Source organism: Citrobacter europaeus (genome assembly GCA_020099315.1).
GTDB classification, from domain to species: Bacteria; Pseudomonadota; Gammaproteobacteria; order Enterobacterales; family Enterobacteriaceae; genus Citrobacter; species Citrobacter europaeus.
Map to the genome: position 1 here is coordinate 4,463,009 of CP083650.1, position 14,204 is coordinate 4,477,212.

Genomic DNA, 14,204 nt, shown 5'->3' on the forward strand with positions numbered 1-14,204 from the left:
TTTCAAACTTTCGTTTGAAATCTACCGGTTATGGTTTACGCCCGGTCGCTACAATATACACTTCACGCGAACGGGCGCGAGAAGAGTCCGGCTTACGAACTTTGACCTTCGTAAACAGGGAGCGAATCTCTCTTAGATACTCATCGAAGCCTTCGCCCTGGAACACCTTCACTACAAAACTACCACCTGGCGCTAATACATCACGAGCCATTCCAAGCGCCAGCTCTACCAGATACATGGCCCGGGGAATATCCACCGCCGGTGTTCCACACATATTTGGCGCCATATCAGACATGACAACTTGTACTTTACTGTCACCTACGCGCTCAAGTAACGCTTTCAGGACTAATTCATCACGAAAGTCGCCCTGAAGGAAGTCCACACCAACGATTGGATCCATAGGTAAAAGATCGCAAGCGATAATGCGGCCAGTGTTGCCGATCTGCGTAACCGCATATTGCGACCAACCACCGGGTGCAGCACCGAGATCAACAATCGTCATCCCCGGTTTAAAAATTTTGTCACTTTGCTGTATTTCATCAAGTTTAAACCAGGCACGGGAACGTAACCCCTTTTTCTGCGCCTGTTGAACATATTTATCGCTAAAGTGTTCCTGAAGCCAGCGACTCGAGCTGGCAGAACGCTTTTTACCTGTCATTTCACATTCCCAAAGGGCAGTTCATCGTAACCAACGGTGTAAATTTCTACACAGCTATTTGGTGATATATGGGAGATGGCGGTAGAATGACCCGTTTTCAATCCCAACGTAAGCAAAAATATACGATGAATCTGAGTACTAAACAAAAACAGCACCTGAAAGGTCTGGCACATCCGCTCAAGCCTGTAGTTATGCTTGGCAATAATGGTTTGACCGAAGGGGTACTGGCCGAGATTGAACAAGCGTTAGAGCACCATGAACTTATCAAGGTGAAAATCGCCTCGGAAGATCGCGATACTAAAACCTTGATCGTGGAAGCTATCGTACGCGAAACCGGCGCCTGTAATGTACAGGTCATCGGCAAAACGCTGGTACTGTATCGCCCGACTAAAGAACGTAAAATCTCGCTGCCGCGCTAAGAATATCCCAAAGTTGCACACGAAGTTTGTGTAAAACGCGGGATTTTCCGCTAGCAGGAGAGCAAAATGCCACGCTCTCTTCGTTGATAAAAGGCCGCTATGCGGCCTTTTTCCTTTCTTTACAATGTATCAACATCTTAACCAAGATGCGAATTACAGGTATTCTACCTTCGTTACTTCATATTCCACTTCGCCGCCCGGCGTTTTAATAACCACCACATCATCCTGCTCTTTACCGATCAGGCCACGAGCGATAGGCGAATTCACCGAAATCAGGTTCTGTTTAAAATCGGCTTCATCATCACCGACAATACGCCAGGTCTGCTCTTCGTCGTTATCGAGATTCAGCACGGTCACCGTCGCGCCGAAAACTACACGACCATTGTTTGGCATTTTAGTGACGTCGATAACCTGCGCGTTGGATAGTTTAGCTTCAATATCTTTAATGCGTCCTTCGCAGAAACCCTGCTGTTCGCGCGCCGCGTGGTACTCCGCATTTTCTTTCAGGTCACCATGCTCGCGCGCATCTGCGATAGCGGCAATAATTTCAGGACGGCGCACAGATTTCAGAAAATCCAGCTCTTCGCGCAGTTTTTCAGCACCACGTAAGGTCATCGGGATAGCTTGCATTTGTTATACCTCTTGAACATTCCTGTAGGGGGTGGTTGCTCTCACCCCGGCTGCTAAGCCCACTCTGGCATACGCCATGCCAGAGTCAGAAGCAAAAAAATACCGACCCGGGGCTCAGGGTCCCAGGTCAGCTACAATTCTCTATTTGATGATCATTTTACCCTGGAGTTCCCTATGGGTCATCGTTTACTTTTTGGGGCGTTGCGCCGTAGTATGACGGCCTGTTTCCAGGTTGTTAGCGCGAGATTATGCGATTTTCCAGATTTACCATCGGATTGACTGCCAGTATAGCGTTCAGCGTTCAGGCTGCGAACGTCGACGAGTATATCAATCAGCTCCCTGCCGGGGCCAACCTCGCCCTTATGGTACAGAAGGTTGGCGCACCTGCACCCGCTATTGATTTTCATAGCCAGCAGATGGCGCTGCCGGCCAGTACCCAGAAAGTGATCACCGCGCTGGCGGCATTGATTCAGCTCGGGCCTGACTTTCGTTTTACCACCACGCTTGAGACTAAAGGCAACGTGGAAGGCGGAGTATTGAAAGGTGACTTAGTGGCGCGATTTGGTGCCGATCCGACGCTAAAACGCCAGGATATTCGCAATATGGTGGCGACCATGAAAAAATCAGGCGTGACACAAATTGCCGGAAATGTTCTGATCGACACCTCTATTTTTGCCAGTCATGATAAAGCGCCAGGTTGGCCCTGGAACGACATGACGCAGTGTTTTAGCGCACCGCCCGCAGCGGCCATTGTCGATCGTAACTGTTTCTCAGTGTCACTTTACAGCGCGCAAAAACCCAACGATCTCGCTTTTATCCGCGTGGCCTCTTACTACCCGGTCACCATGTTCAGCCAGGTGCGTACTCTCGCGCGTGGCTCTGCCGAAGCGCAATATTGTGAACTGGATGTGGTTCCCGGCGATCTCAACCGCTATACGCTGACCGGATGCCTGCCCCAACGTGCCGATCCCCTGCCGCTGGCGTTCGCCATTCAGGATGGCGCCAGCTATGCCGGAGCGATTATTAAAGATGAGCTAAAACAAGCAGGTATAACTTACAGCGGTACTCTGCTGCGCCAGACGCTGGTGAACGAGCCGGGAACCATAGTCGCCAGTAAGCAGTCGGCACCGCTGCATGATCTGCTTAAGATTATGCTGAAAAAATCGGACAATATGATTGCCGATACCGTTTTCCGTATGATTGGCCATGCGCGATTTAACGTGCCAGGCACATGGCGAGCAGGTTCTGATGCTGTGCGCCAGATTTTGCGTCAGCAGGCAGGCGTTGATATCGGCAACACCATTATTGCCGACGGTTCTGGTCTCTCCCGCCATAACCTGATTGCCCCGGCGACCATGATGCAGGTGCTGCAATACATCGCTCAGCACGATAACGAGCTGAACTTTATCACTATGCTGCCGCTGGCGGGGCACGACGGCTCCCTGCAATACCGTGCGGGTCTGCATCAGGCTGGTGTGGATGGCAAAGTATCGGCGAAGACAGGCTCGCTGCAGGGGGTTTATAACCTTGCTGGCTTCATCACCACGGCAAGCGGCCAACGCATGGCATTTGTGCAGTATTTGTCTGGTTATGCGGTAGAGCCGGCTGACCAGCGTAATCGCCGTATTCCTCTGGTACGCTTCGAGAGCCGGTTGTACAAGGATATTTATCAGAACAATTAGATGGGGTGTTTGATTGCCGGATGGCGGCACTAACGTGCCTTATCCAGCCTACAGAGAGACCTGGAAACAACAACCCCGGCAACTATGGCCGGGGTTTTTAATGCGATTAACGCTTGTAGATGAACTCAACGCCTTCGTCGTCTTCTTCATCCCAATCGTCATCCCAGTCATCTTCCGCTTCGTCTTCGACTTCAGCGAGCTGCTGGCGGTGATAATCATCCCACATAAACTCAACTTTCTCTGGCTGCTTCGCTTCTTCAGCCTGAACAATCGGGTTCTCGATGATAAAGGTCATCACATCCCAGCAGAGATCTTTCACGCCCAACTGGCTGGCGGCGGAAATCAGATAATATTTACCTTCCCAACCCAACGCTTCGGCGATCGCTTTCGCTTTCTCTTCCGCTTCAGCCTTGTCCAGCAAATCAATTTTGTTGAACACTAACCAGCGCGGTTTAGATGCCAGATCCTGACTGTATTTTTCCAGTTCGCCAATAATGATACGGGCGTTTTCTACCGGATCGGAACCGTCAATCGGATCGATATCAATGAGGTGCAGCAGCACGCGGCAGCGTTCCAGGTGTTTCAGGAAGCGGATACCCAGGCCTGCGCCTTCAGCCGCGCCTTCAATCAGTCCTGGAATGTCGGCAACCACGAAGCTCTTTTCGTTGTCCATACGCACCACACCCAGGCTCGGTACCAGAGTGGTAAACGGATAATCAGCGACTTTCGGCTTCGCCGCGGACACTGCACGAATAAAGGTCGATTTACCGGCGTTTGGCATGCCCAGCATACCCACGTCCGCCAGCAGCATCAGCTCCAGCATCAGATCGCGCTTATCGCCCGGCGTACCCATCGTTTTCTGACGCGGAGTACGGTTGACCGAGGATTTGAAACGGGTGTTACCCAGACCGTGCCAGCCGCCTTTAGCGACCATCAGACGCTGACCGTGCTTGGTCATGTCGCCCATGGTTTCGCCCGTGCCCTGATCGATAACACGCGTACCGACAGGCACTTTAATCGTGACGTCTTTACCACGCTTGCCGGTGCAATCACGGCTTGCGCCATTCTGACCACGTTCCGCACGGAATGATTTTTCAAAACGGTAATCGATCAGCGTGTTCAGGTTTTCGTCGGCTTCCAGCCAAACGTCACCACCATCACCACCGTCACCACCGTCCGGACCGCCTTTTGGGATGTACTTTTCGCGGCGGAAGCTGACGCAACCATTACCGCCATCACCTGCAACGACCAGAATCGATGCTTCATCAACAAACTTCATTTTACTCTCCGTAAATCATTCGCCTGAGCGGGGTTGCGAAACCACCGTTTCATGCTTACGTAAACCGCCCCAAATTCGATGACCAATGGCGGAATACATCGCGCCCGCAACCACGATAAACGCACCGAGATAACCTAATAGGTTTAGCATCGGTCTGGCGAAGAAATCGGGCCAGGCCAGTGATAATAAATCTGAAAATAACAACGTAAACAGCGGTGTGAGCGTGATAATGGCGCTCACCTGCGCCGCCTGCCAACGCGCCATCGCTTCCGCGAGAGCGCCATATCCTACCAGCGTATTCAGGCCGCAGAATACCAGGCATGCCAACTGCCAGTCGCTGAGCTGCGTGATGACACCGGGTTTTGCCAGCGGCAACAACGCAATCGTACATAAAGTGTACAGTAAAAACAGGATCTGCGGTGATGCCAGTCGGCGCAATAACACCTTTTGCGCGACCCCATAGCTCACCCAGACCATCGCCGCACCAACACCAAAGATAACGCCCCAGGTGTAATCGGTGAGTCGGGTAAAAATTTCGATCAGACTGGTATTAAAAAACAGGACCAGACCGCTCAGAAGCATAACGGCGCCAATAACCTGCGTGCCGCGCATCTTTTCTTTCAGGATAAAGACGCTGGCTACCATCATACCAACCGGTGACAGCTGACCGATAACCTGCGAAGCCGTTGGGCTCAAGTATTGCAAGGATGAACTAAACAGAATGAAGTTACCGAACAGCCCACCGGTAGCGATAGCCAACAGTATCAACCAACGCGCTTTGCGAAAAATACGCAACGGAGGGAGCTTTTTTTTAACCGCAAGAATAGCGCCAAGGCCAATACTTGCCATTAAAAAACGGTAGAACACCACGGTAGGAGGCTCCATCACCTCCAGCACTTGCTTCATTGCTATTGGCAAAGCGCCCCAACATACTGCCGTTGTGAGTGCTAACAGAATACCAATGCCTGCCTGCTGCTTCATGCCGTATTCCCTGCAAGGGCTCGTTTCCGGGTTGTCACGGCGCGACGAGCGTATTTACCGGCCGTCGAATGTAAAAAGCCCCGCAACGTGTTGCGGGGCTTTTATCCGTTACCGGGACGCGAAAAACTTATTCAGCAACGATGCTGATGAACTTACGGTTTTTCGGGCCTTTCACTTCAAATTTCACTTTACCGTCTGCTTTAGCAAACAGAGTGTGGTCTTTGCCGCAACCAACGTTGGAGCCAGCGTGGAATTTAGTACCACGTTGACGAACGATGATGCTACCAGCCAGAACTGTTTCACCGCCGAAGCGTTTTACGCCCAGACGTTTAGCTTCTGAATCGCGACCGTTACGAGTCGAGCCGCCAGCCTTTTTATGTGCCATTTAATCTGCTCCCCTTAACTTAAGCGCTGATGCCAGTGATTTTCACATCAGTGAACCACTGACGATGGCCCTGCTGCTTACGGTAGTGTTTACGACGACGAAACTTAACAATTTTAACTTTCTCGCCACGACCGTGAGCAACAACTTCAGCTTTGATAACGCCGCCATCAACGAAAGGAACGCCGATTTTGACTTCTTCACCGTTTGCGATCATCAGAACTTCAGCGAATTCAATAGATTCGCCAGTTGCGATGTCCAGCTTTTCCAGGCGAACGGTCTGACCTTCGCTTACTCGGTGTTGTTTACCACCACTTTGGAAAACCGCGTACATAAAAAACTCCGCTTCCGCGCACACCTTTTTGATGATTCAGAGTGCGCTATAAATATTCACAATAGGGCGCGAATATTACGCAAAACGCGAGCCTTTGACAAGTGCTACCGTCAATACATGAAGAAAAAAAACACAACATGTACGGTAACGTTTATCTACGGCGTTTTTTCAGTACAATCAGCATATATTTATAACCCTAAACCCGACGTTACCTTCTCATACAGTAAGGTAATCGGGGCGAGAAGCCCGGCTTTTGCGATGAATTTAGAAAAAATCAATGAGTTAACCGCGCAAGATATGGCGGGGGTCAATGCGACAATCCTTGAACAGCTCAATTCCGACGTTCAGTTGATCAATCAACTGGGGTACTACATCGTTAGCGGCGGCGGCAAACGCATTCGCCCAATGATCGCCGTACTCGCAGCGCGTGCCGTTGGTTACCAGGATAATGCGCACGTTACGATTGCGGCTCTCATCGAGTTTATCCACACCGCGACCCTGTTGCACGACGATGTTGTGGATGAGTCCGACATGCGCCGCGGGAAAGCCACGGCGAATGCAGCCTTTGGCAATGCGGCCAGCGTGCTGGTCGGCGATTTTATCTATACCCGCGCTTTTCAAATGATGACCAGCCTCGGTTCGCTGAAAGTACTGGAAGTCATGTCGAAAGCGGTCAACGTCATCGCCGAAGGTGAAGTCTTGCAGTTGATGAACGTCAACGATCCGGACATCACCGAAGAAAACTATATGCGCGTTATCTACAGTAAGACCGCGCGTTTGTTTGAAGCGGCGGCCCAATGTTCTGGCATTCTGGCAGGTTGCAGCGAAGAACAAGAGAAAGGGTTGCAGGATTATGGCCGTTATCTCGGTACCGCTTTCCAGTTAATTGACGATTTGCTGGATTACAGCGCAGATGGCGAGCAACTGGGTAAAAACGTCGGCGATGACCTCAACGAAGGTAAACCAACGCTGCCGCTGCTGCATGCCATGCGCCACGGCTCGCCGGAGCAAGCGCAAATGATCCGCCAGGCCATTGAGCAAGGTAATGGGCGTCACCTTCTGGAGCCAGTTCTGGATGCAATGAACGCCTGTGGTTCCCTGGAGTGGACTCGCCAACGTGCAGAAGAAGAGGCTGATAAGGCCATCGCTGCGCTGCAGGTGCTGCCTGATACGCCATGGCGAGAAGCGCTGATTGGTCTGGCGCATATCGCCGTACAGCGCGACCGTTAATTCCTTTCAGCGTCCTCCCTCATCCCGTGCTCTGCGCGGGATGTTCTTATAAGCTCCAATAATAACTTTCAAATTTCCTACAAACAAGCCACAACCTTGGCATATTCTGAATATACTCACACTTTACGTGAACATTTTAGAACATTCGTTCTCCGGGCGTTATAGTGTCGCCACAACCTATCGTGGAACCGTACGTCGTTAACCAAAGGAGAGATGAGTGTATGGAAAGCAAGCTGATTGACTGGCATCCGGCCGATATCATCGCCGGACTGCGCAAGAAAGGGACCTCAATGGCCGCTGAATCACGCAAAAATGGATTAAGTTCATCAACGCTGGCCAATGCGTTAACCCGACCATGGCCAAAAGGGGAATTGATTATCGCCCGGGCGCTGGGAACCGATCCCTGGGTGATTTGGCCGTCACGCTACCATGACGCAAAAACGCATGAATTCATCGACAGAACACGAATGATGCGAGGACGCAGAGAGAAACAGAGTTCTGAATGAACACCGATGAGGAGTAACCCCCAGCCCACAGAACTGGGGGTTACAAGCGATGTTGACGGTTACTCGCCTTTCACGCGCTCAATGTTTGCGCCCAGCGCGCGCAGTTTATCTTCGATGCGCTCATAGCCGCGATCGATGTGATAAATACGATCGACTACCGTCGTACCTTCAGCAATACACCCTGCCAGCACCAGGCTTGCGGATGCGCGCAGATCGGTCGCCATAACCTGTGCGCCAGAGAGCGTTTCCACACCGTGACAAATCACGGTATTGCTTTCGATTTCTGCATGAGCGCCCATACGGCTCAGCTCAGGCACATGCATAAAGCGGTTCTCAAACACGGTTTCCGTGATGAAGCCCGTCCCTTCTGCCACCAGGTTCAGCAGCGTGAACTGGGCCTGCATATCGGTCGGGAACGCCGGGTGCGGCGCAGTGCGCACATTGACCGCTTTCGGACGTTTGCCGTGCATGTCGAGGCTAATCCAGTCCTCGCCGACTTCGATATCTGCACCCGCATCACGCAGCTTCGCCAGAACGGCATCCAGCGTATCTGGCTGTGCATTACGGCAGATAATTTTTCCGCGAGAAATTGCCGCTGCGACCAGGAAAGTACCGGTTTCGATACGGTCTGGCAAAACGCGATAGACACCGCCGCCGAGGCGCTCAACGCCTTCGATGGTAATACGATCGGTACCCTGCCCCGTGATTTTTGCGCCCAGCGCAATCAGGAAGTTCGCGGTATCCACGATCTCCGGCTCGCGCGCGGCGTTTTCGATGATGGTAGTGCCTTCGGCAAGCGTTGCTGCGCACATGATAGTGACCGTCGCGCCGACGCTCACTTTGTCCATGACGATATGCGCACCTTTCAGACGGCCATCAACGGACGCCTTCACATAGCCTTCTTCCAGCTTAATTGTCGCGCCTAACTGCTCCAGACCAGTAATGTGCAGGTCAACCGGACGCGCGCCAATGGTACAGCCGCCCGGCAGTGAAACCTGGCCCTGACCAAAGCGGGCAACCAGCGGCCCGAGCGCCCAGATGGACGCACGCATGGTTTTCACCAGATCGTACGGCGCACAGAAGACGTTCACGTCACGCGCATCAATGTGCACGGAACCATTACGCTCAACTTTCGCACCCAGCTGGCTCAGCAGCTTCATTGAGGTGTCAACGTCCTTCAGTTTCGGGACGTTTTGGATCTCTACAGGTTCTTCAGCCAGCAGCGCCGCGAAAAGGATCGGCAGTGCGGCGTTTTTAGCGCCTGAAATTGTGACTTCGCCCTGGAGCTTGGTTGGCCCCTGAACACGAAATTTATCCATTATTCTGTTCTCTGTTAAGAATTTATCTTCGCTACCGGCACGTCACCCGTAGCTCAAAAACCGTTAAGTTTGCGATCGCGTGCCCATTCCGCTGGGGTAAACGCCTTAATCGACACGGCATGAATGCGGTTGTCCGCAATGTACTCCATCAACGGGCCATAGACCGATTGCTGCTTCTTGACCCGGCTCATGCCTTCAAACATCTCACCCACGGCAATAACCTGAAAGTGACTGCCGTCGCCAGAAACGTGGACTTCCTGGAGGGAGAGTGCATTCATCAGCACGCTCTGAATTTCATTATTTTCCATGGGATCTTCATTCGTCAGATAGTGAAAACAGCCCAACATCTTAGAGCAAAGTGGCGCTGTCATAAATAAGCAAAAAGCCCCGCTGATAAATCAGACAAGGCTTTAGTGGCAGATACCCCGCAAAGGGGTTGCCGGATAGCATTACAAGACCTTATCCGGCTTACAAAAATTAACGCGGAAGAACGTCGTCAGGCAAATTGTAAAGCTGCGCCAGCGTATACACTTTATCGTTAACGCCAGCGAGCGAAACGCTGTTCCCCTGCTGCTTGCCCTGGTTAATCAGGTGCAGCAGTAATGCCAGACCACCGGTGTCCACCCGGGATACCTGGTTCAGGTCGATGCAGGATACCCCTTTCATCGCCTCAACTCGCGCATCCCATAATGGGTTTAACACGTCCTGATCCAGTTCTCCCACCAGCACCAGCTTGTCGCCTTCACGCGTCCAGGTGAGTGACTGCGTCATTATTTTTTCTCTTCCAGGGTGATTTTCTGCTGAGAAATAGATTTCAGCTGTGCCGTCAGGCCATCAATACCTTTCGTACGCAGCAGGTCGCTCCACTCATTCTGTTTAGTGGTGATCATACTTACGCCTTCGGCAATCATGTCATACGCCTGCCAGTTACCGGTCTGGGAGTTTTTACGCCACTGGAAATCCAGACGTACCGGAGGACGACCGTTTGGATCGATGATGGTTACGCGGATAGGCACGATGGTCGCATCACCCAGCGGCTGCTCAGGGGCAATCTGATAGGTCTGCCCGTGGTACATCGCCAGCGCCTGACCGTAAGCCTGCTTCAGATATTCACGGAAGGCAGCGAAATAGGCGTCACGCTGAGCCGGTGTCGCATCTTTGTAGTAACGGCCGAGCACCAGCGCACCGGCATACTTAACCTGCACATAAGGCAGCAGTTCCTGATCGACCACCTGACGCAGATAATCCGGATTGGAACGGATTTTGGGTTGCTCGTTCTTCAGACGGTCAAAGGTCTTCTGCGCCGCCTCATTCATCAGTTTGTACGGGTTCGTCTGGTCGGCTGCGGTTGCCGCGCTAAGTGGGGCAATCACCAGCATAGCCACCATCATCAATCGTTTAAACATACGTCGATTCTCCTGAGATTATTTCGTTGCGCCCGCAGGCGTAGTGGCTTCATTATTGCCTTCCGTTGCGGCTGGCGCATCGCCAGAATTCTTATTGTCATCACCTTTACTGTTGCTGTTGTAAAGGAACTGACCAATCATGTCTTCCAGCACCATCGCGGATTTCGTGTCCTGAATCGTACCGCCATCTTTGAGGATAGACGTTCCCAGCTCAGGATCTTCAAAACCCACATTCAGCGCCAGATACTGTTCGCCCAGCAGACCGGACGTACGGATGCTCAGAGAACTGGTGTCAGGAATATGGTTAAAACGCGATTCGATTTCCAGCGTCACGCGCGGCAGGTACGTTTTCGGATCTAACGAGATGTCCGATACGCGTCCAACTACCACCCCGCCAATCCGCACCGGAGAACGCTCTCTCAGGCCACCGATATTATCAAAGGTCGCATAAATCGTATAAGTCGGCTCAGTACGCATTGAGGTAACGTTCGCCGCCTTCAGGCAGATAAACAGCGCAGCCAGCAGCGCAACCAGCAGGAATAACCCGACCCAAATTTCATTTTTTTTCGTTTGCATGAACTCAATTCCCAAACATCAGTGCGGTCAGCACAAAATCCAGCCCCAGAACGGCAAGAGAGGCGTGCACTACGGTGCGTGTCGTTGCCCGGCTAATCCCGGCAGAGGTCGGGATCGCATCATAACCATTGAACAATGCAATCCAGGTGACCGTAATGGCGAACACCACGCTCTTAATCAGACAGTTGACCAGATCCAGACGCCAGTCGACGGCATTTTGCATCGCCGACCAGAAAAAGCCGGCATCAATACCTTTCCAGCTTACGCCAACCAGCGAACCACCCCAGATCCCCACCGCGACGAATATAATCGTCAGCAGCGGCAAAGAAATGACACCGGCCCAAAAACGCGGGGAGATAACCCGGCGCAGAGGATCGACGGCCATCATTTCCAGGCTGGAAAGCTGTTCGGTCGCCCGCATCAAGCCAATCTCTGCGGTTAAGGCCGACCCCGCCCGCCCGGCAAACAGCAGCGCCGCAACAACCGGTCCTAGCTCACGTAACAATGACAGTGCCACCAGCATACCGAGGCTGGTTTCCGCGCTGTAGGTCGTCAGCACCAGGTATCCCTGCAACCCCAGCACCATACCGATGAACACGCCAGAAACTATAATGATCAGCATCGATAAGACACCGACATTATAGAGCTGGCGTATCAGCAGCGGCGCATGTTTGCGAAACTCCGGCTTGCCGACAACCGCATTGAACAACATTAATCCGGCTCGCCCGAACGTCCTGAGGGTTTTTATTCCCCGATGCCCGAGTGATGCCAGCGCATTTAACAACATGGGTGGCTTAACTCCCTGTTTTGAGTAAATCGATGTGGTAGTCGCCCGCCGGATAACGGAACGGAACCGGCCCATCGGCAATACCATCGAGGAACTGACGCACTCGCGGATCGGCATTTTCTTGCAGCGCCTGAGCACTACCGTAGGCCACTATTTTTTTATCCGCCATAATATAGGCGTAATCCGCAATACTCAGCACCTCTGGCACGTCATGGGAAACGACCACGCAGGTGACGCCCAGCGCACTGTTCAGTTCCGAAATCAGCTTTACCAGCACGCCCATGGTGATGGGATCCTGGCCGACGAACGGTTCATCAAACATGATGAGGTCTGGCTCCAGCGCGATAGCACGAGCTAACGCGGCGCGACGCGCCATCCCACCGGATAATTCAGAAGGCATTAATTTAGCCGCGCCCCGCAGGCCCACGGCCTCAAGCTTCATCATTACCGTGCTTTTCAGTAGCGGCGCAGGCAGCGTTGTATGCTCACGCAACGGGTATGCGACGTTGTCAAACACGTTCATGTCGGTAAACAGCGCACCGGACTGAAACAGCATGCTCATGCGCTTACGCACGGTAAATAAACGCGAACGGGACATGGCGGGGACGTTTTCGCCGTCAAACAGGATCTCGCCCTTATCCGGGGAGATTTGTCCGCCAATCAGACGCAACAGCGTTGTCTTGCCAATGCCTGATGGCCCCATGATCGCCGTTACCTTACCGCGCGGCACCGTCAGGGAAATATTATCAAAGATGCAGCGGTCGCCTCGGGAAAAGCTGACATCGCGCATATCGACTAGATTCGCCACAGACTGACCCATTGATTCATCCTTTACTATTGCCTCGTTAATCGAAGAGTTTGGCGCTCAATTTAGCCCTGAACCCAACATATTTACAGATTATTGCCTGTCCTGGTTAGCGAAAGCTGGCATTTGTTTTACTTTTTAGCCGCATAAAGTCAAAATTAAGAATTCGTTACGGCTTCCAGAAATCCTTCAAGTGGACCGGCGAGTATACCTGAAGAAAGGACTTTAGATGCTTTTAGCGACGGCGCTGTTAATAATTGGTTTACTTCTGGTGGTCTACGGTGCCGACCGTCTGGTGTTCGCCGCATCCATTTTATGTCGAAACTTCGGTATTCCCCCCATTATCATCGGGATGACCGTGGTCAGCATGGGGACATCGTTACCCGAGATAATTGTCTCGGTTGCCGCATCAATAAATGGACAACTCGATTTAGCCGTCGGTACCGCCATCGGCTCTAACATTACCAACATCCTGCTTATTTTAGGCCTGTCGGCGCTGATTCATCCTTTTACCGTGCATTCTGATGTTCTGCGTCGTGAATTACCGCTAATGTTGCTGGTAAGTATTTTAGCCGCATCTGTCCTGTATGACGGGCAGTTGAGCCGCAGCGATGGATTCTTTCTTCTGCTTCTGGCCGTGCTATGGCTGCTATTCATTGTTAAAATCGCCCGCCTGGCCGAGCGACAAGGCAACGACAGCCTGACCCGCGAGCAGATTGCGGAGTTACCGCGCGAAGGCGGGTTACCGGTCGCATTTTTGTGGTTGGGCATTGCGCTGATTATTATGCCAATGGCAACACGTATGGTGGTAGATAACGCAACCGTACTGGCGAACTACTTCGCCATGAGCGAACTCACCATCGGGCTAACGGTGGTCGCCATTGGTACCAGCCTGCCGGAGCTGGCAACGGCGATTGCGGGTCTGCGTAAAGGTGAGAACGATATTGCCGTCGGTAACATCATCGGCGCGAACATTTTTAATATTGTTATCGTCCTCGGGCTACCGGCGCTAATTACGCCGGGTGAAGTCAACCCGATGGCCTTCACCCGTGACTATAGCGTCATGCTGCTGGTGAGCGTAATTTTTGCACTACTCTGCTGGCGACGCCCGCGCCAGATTGGTCGCGGCGCGGGTGCGCTACTGACCGGCGGTTTTATCATATGGCTGGCGATGTTGTATTGGTTATCGCCACTTCTCGTTGGATAACTG

At 52.3% G+C, this 14,204-nt stretch carries 18 protein-coding genes; 5 read left to right on the plus strand and 13 right to left on the minus strand.

The window, feature by feature from the left end:
- Positions 1-28: 28 nt before the first annotated feature.
- Positions 29-658: a 23S rRNA (uridine(2552)-2'-O)-methyltransferase RlmE gene (rlmE, locus tag LA337_20825; protein UBI15572.1), complete on the minus strand. Its 630-nt coding sequence runs from the start codon at positions 656-658 to the stop codon at positions 29-31.
- Between the two features lie 125 nt (positions 659-783).
- Between rlmE and yhbY the strand changes: the two genes are divergently transcribed.
- A complete protein-coding gene (gene yhbY / locus LA337_20830) occupies positions 784-1,077 on the plus strand; it encodes a ribosome assembly RNA-binding protein YhbY (protein ID UBI18528.1) in 294 nt (97 codons plus the stop codon).
- Positions 1,078-1,230: 153 nt separating this feature from the next.
- On the opposite strand, the gene greA is transcribed toward yhbY, so the two are convergent.
- Positions 1,231-1,707, minus strand: coding sequence for a transcription elongation factor GreA (gene greA / locus LA337_20835; protein ID UBI15573.1), 477 nt, complete (start codon positions 1,705-1,707; stop codon positions 1,231-1,233).
- Between the two features lie 248 nt (positions 1,708-1,955).
- On the opposite strand from greA, the gene dacB reads away from it, so the two are divergent.
- On the plus strand, positions 1,956-3,389 hold the full coding sequence (gene dacB, locus LA337_20840) for a serine-type D-Ala-D-Ala carboxypeptidase (GenBank protein ID UBI15574.1): 1,434 nt from the start codon (positions 1,956-1,958) through the stop codon (positions 3,387-3,389).
- A gap of 106 nt (positions 3,390-3,495) precedes the next feature.
- Here dacB and cgtA read toward each other — a convergent pair whose 3' ends face one another.
- The 4 genes from cgtA to rplU form a co-directional block, all read right to left on the minus strand.
- A complete protein-coding gene (gene cgtA, locus LA337_20845) occupies positions 3,496-4,668 on the minus strand; it encodes an Obg family GTPase CgtA (GenBank protein UBI15575.1) in 1,173 nt (390 codons plus the stop codon).
- A 15-nt stretch (positions 4,669-4,683) separates the two neighbouring features.
- Entirely contained in the window at positions 4,684-5,649 is a 966-nt protein-coding gene (locus LA337_20850) for a DMT family transporter (protein ID UBI15576.1), read from the minus strand.
- Between the two features lie 127 nt (positions 5,650-5,776).
- Entirely contained in the window at positions 5,777-6,034 is a 258-nt protein-coding gene (gene rpmA / locus LA337_20855; GenBank protein UBI15577.1) for a 50S ribosomal protein L27, read from the minus strand.
- A 19-nt stretch (positions 6,035-6,053) separates the two neighbouring features.
- The gene (gene rplU / locus LA337_20860; protein UBI15578.1) at positions 6,054-6,365 is read right to left on the minus strand and encodes a 50S ribosomal protein L21; all 312 of its coding nucleotides are present in this window, start codon (positions 6,363-6,365) and stop codon (positions 6,054-6,056) included.
- 258 nt (positions 6,366-6,623) lie between these two features.
- Between rplU and ispB the strand changes: the two genes are divergently transcribed.
- Together ispB and sfsB are read left to right on the plus strand one after the other, a co-directional pair.
- A complete protein-coding gene (ispB, locus tag LA337_20865) occupies positions 6,624-7,595 on the plus strand; it encodes an octaprenyl diphosphate synthase (GenBank protein ID UBI15579.1) in 972 nt (323 codons plus the stop codon).
- 221 nt (positions 7,596-7,816) lie between these two features.
- The gene (sfsB, locus tag LA337_20870; GenBank protein ID UBI15580.1) at positions 7,817-8,101 is read left to right on the plus strand and encodes a DNA-binding transcriptional regulator SfsB; all 285 of its coding nucleotides are present in this window, start codon (positions 7,817-7,819) and stop codon (positions 8,099-8,101) included.
- 59 nt (positions 8,102-8,160) lie between these two features.
- Here sfsB and murA read toward each other — a convergent pair whose 3' ends face one another.
- The 7 genes from murA to mlaF form a co-directional block, all read right to left on the minus strand.
- Positions 8,161-9,420 (minus strand): UDP-N-acetylglucosamine 1-carboxyvinyltransferase, encoded by a 1,260-nt coding sequence (gene murA / locus LA337_20875; protein ID UBI15581.1) that lies wholly within the window; start codon positions 9,418-9,420, stop codon positions 8,161-8,163.
- Positions 9,421-9,473: 53 nt separating this feature from the next.
- Complete coding sequence (gene ibaG, locus LA337_20880; GenBank protein UBI15582.1) at positions 9,474-9,728, minus strand: BolA family iron metabolism protein IbaG; 255 nt, start codon at positions 9,726-9,728, stop codon at positions 9,474-9,476.
- Between the two features lie 169 nt (positions 9,729-9,897).
- Positions 9,898-10,191, minus strand: coding sequence for a lipid asymmetry maintenance protein MlaB (mlaB, locus tag LA337_20885; protein ID UBI15583.1), 294 nt, complete (start codon positions 10,189-10,191; stop codon positions 9,898-9,900).
- On the minus strand, positions 10,191-10,826 hold the full coding sequence (mlaC, locus tag LA337_20890) for a phospholipid-binding protein MlaC (GenBank protein ID UBI15584.1): 636 nt from the start codon (positions 10,824-10,826) through the stop codon (positions 10,191-10,193). Before mlaC ends, mlaB begins: the two co-directional genes overlap by 1 nt.
- A gap of 18 nt (positions 10,827-10,844) precedes the next feature.
- Positions 10,845-11,402, minus strand: a complete 558-nt coding sequence (gene mlaD, locus LA337_20895) for an outer membrane lipid asymmetry maintenance protein MlaD (GenBank protein ID UBI15585.1) — start codon at positions 11,400-11,402, stop codon at positions 10,845-10,847.
- A gap of 4 nt (positions 11,403-11,406) precedes the next feature.
- The gene (mlaE, locus tag LA337_20900; GenBank protein ID UBI15586.1) at positions 11,407-12,189 is read right to left on the minus strand and encodes a lipid asymmetry maintenance ABC transporter permease subunit MlaE; all 783 of its coding nucleotides are present in this window, start codon (positions 12,187-12,189) and stop codon (positions 11,407-11,409) included.
- 7 nt (positions 12,190-12,196) lie between these two features.
- The gene (gene mlaF / locus LA337_20905; GenBank protein UBI15587.1) at positions 12,197-13,009 is read right to left on the minus strand and encodes a phospholipid ABC transporter ATP-binding protein MlaF; all 813 of its coding nucleotides are present in this window, start codon (positions 13,007-13,009) and stop codon (positions 12,197-12,199) included.
- A 214-nt stretch (positions 13,010-13,223) separates the two neighbouring features.
- On the opposite strand from mlaF, the gene LA337_20910 reads away from it, so the two are divergent.
- Positions 13,224-14,201 (plus strand): calcium/sodium antiporter, encoded by a 978-nt coding sequence (locus LA337_20910; protein UBI15588.1) that lies wholly within the window; start codon positions 13,224-13,226, stop codon positions 14,199-14,201.
- Positions 14,202-14,204: the final 3 nt, after the last annotated feature.

Coding starts and splice junctions, on each gene's coding strand:
- rlmE (UBI15572.1), bottom strand. CDS start 658: ATGACAGGTAAAAAGCGTTCTGCCAGCTCGAGTCGCTGGCTTCAGGAA.
- yhbY (UBI18528.1), top strand. CDS start 784: ATGAATCTGAGTACTAAACAAAAACAGCACCTGAAAGGTCTGGCACAT.
- greA (UBI15573.1), bottom strand. CDS start 1,707: ATGCAAGCTATCCCGATGACCTTACGTGGTGCTGAAAAACTGCGCGAA.
- dacB (UBI15574.1), top strand. CDS start 1,956: ATGCGATTTTCCAGATTTACCATCGGATTGACTGCCAGTATAGCGTTC.
- cgtA (UBI15575.1), bottom strand. CDS start 4,668: ATGAAGTTTGTTGATGAAGCATCGATTCTGGTCGTTGCAGGTGATGGC.
- LA337_20850 (UBI15576.1), bottom strand. CDS start 5,649: ATGAAGCAGCAGGCAGGCATTGGTATTCTGTTAGCACTCACAACGGCA.
- rpmA (UBI15577.1), bottom strand. CDS start 6,034: ATGGCACATAAAAAGGCTGGCGGCTCGACTCGTAACGGTCGCGATTCA.
- rplU (UBI15578.1), bottom strand. CDS start 6,365: ATGTACGCGGTTTTCCAAAGTGGTGGTAAACAACACCGAGTAAGCGAA.
- ispB (UBI15579.1), top strand. CDS start 6,624: ATGAATTTAGAAAAAATCAATGAGTTAACCGCGCAAGATATGGCGGGG.
- sfsB (UBI15580.1), top strand. CDS start 7,817: ATGGAAAGCAAGCTGATTGACTGGCATCCGGCCGATATCATCGCCGGA.
- murA (UBI15581.1), bottom strand. CDS start 9,420: ATGGATAAATTTCGTGTTCAGGGGCCAACCAAGCTCCAGGGCGAAGTC.
- ibaG (UBI15582.1), bottom strand. CDS start 9,728: ATGGAAAATAATGAAATTCAGAGCGTGCTGATGAATGCACTCTCCCTC.
- mlaB (UBI15583.1), bottom strand. CDS start 10,191: ATGACGCAGTCACTCACCTGGACGCGTGAAGGCGACAAGCTGGTGCTG.
- mlaC (UBI15584.1), bottom strand. CDS start 10,826: ATGTTTAAACGATTGATGATGGTGGCTATGCTGGTGATTGCCCCACTT.
- mlaD (UBI15585.1), bottom strand. CDS start 11,402: ATGCAAACGAAAAAAAATGAAATTTGGGTCGGGTTATTCCTGCTGGTT.
- mlaE (UBI15586.1), bottom strand. CDS start 12,189: ATGTTGTTAAATGCGCTGGCATCACTCGGGCATCGGGGAATAAAAACC.
- mlaF (UBI15587.1), bottom strand. CDS start 13,009: ATGGGTCAGTCTGTGGCGAATCTAGTCGATATGCGCGATGTCAGCTTT.
- LA337_20910 (UBI15588.1), top strand. CDS start 13,224: ATGCTTTTAGCGACGGCGCTGTTAATAATTGGTTTACTTCTGGTGGTC.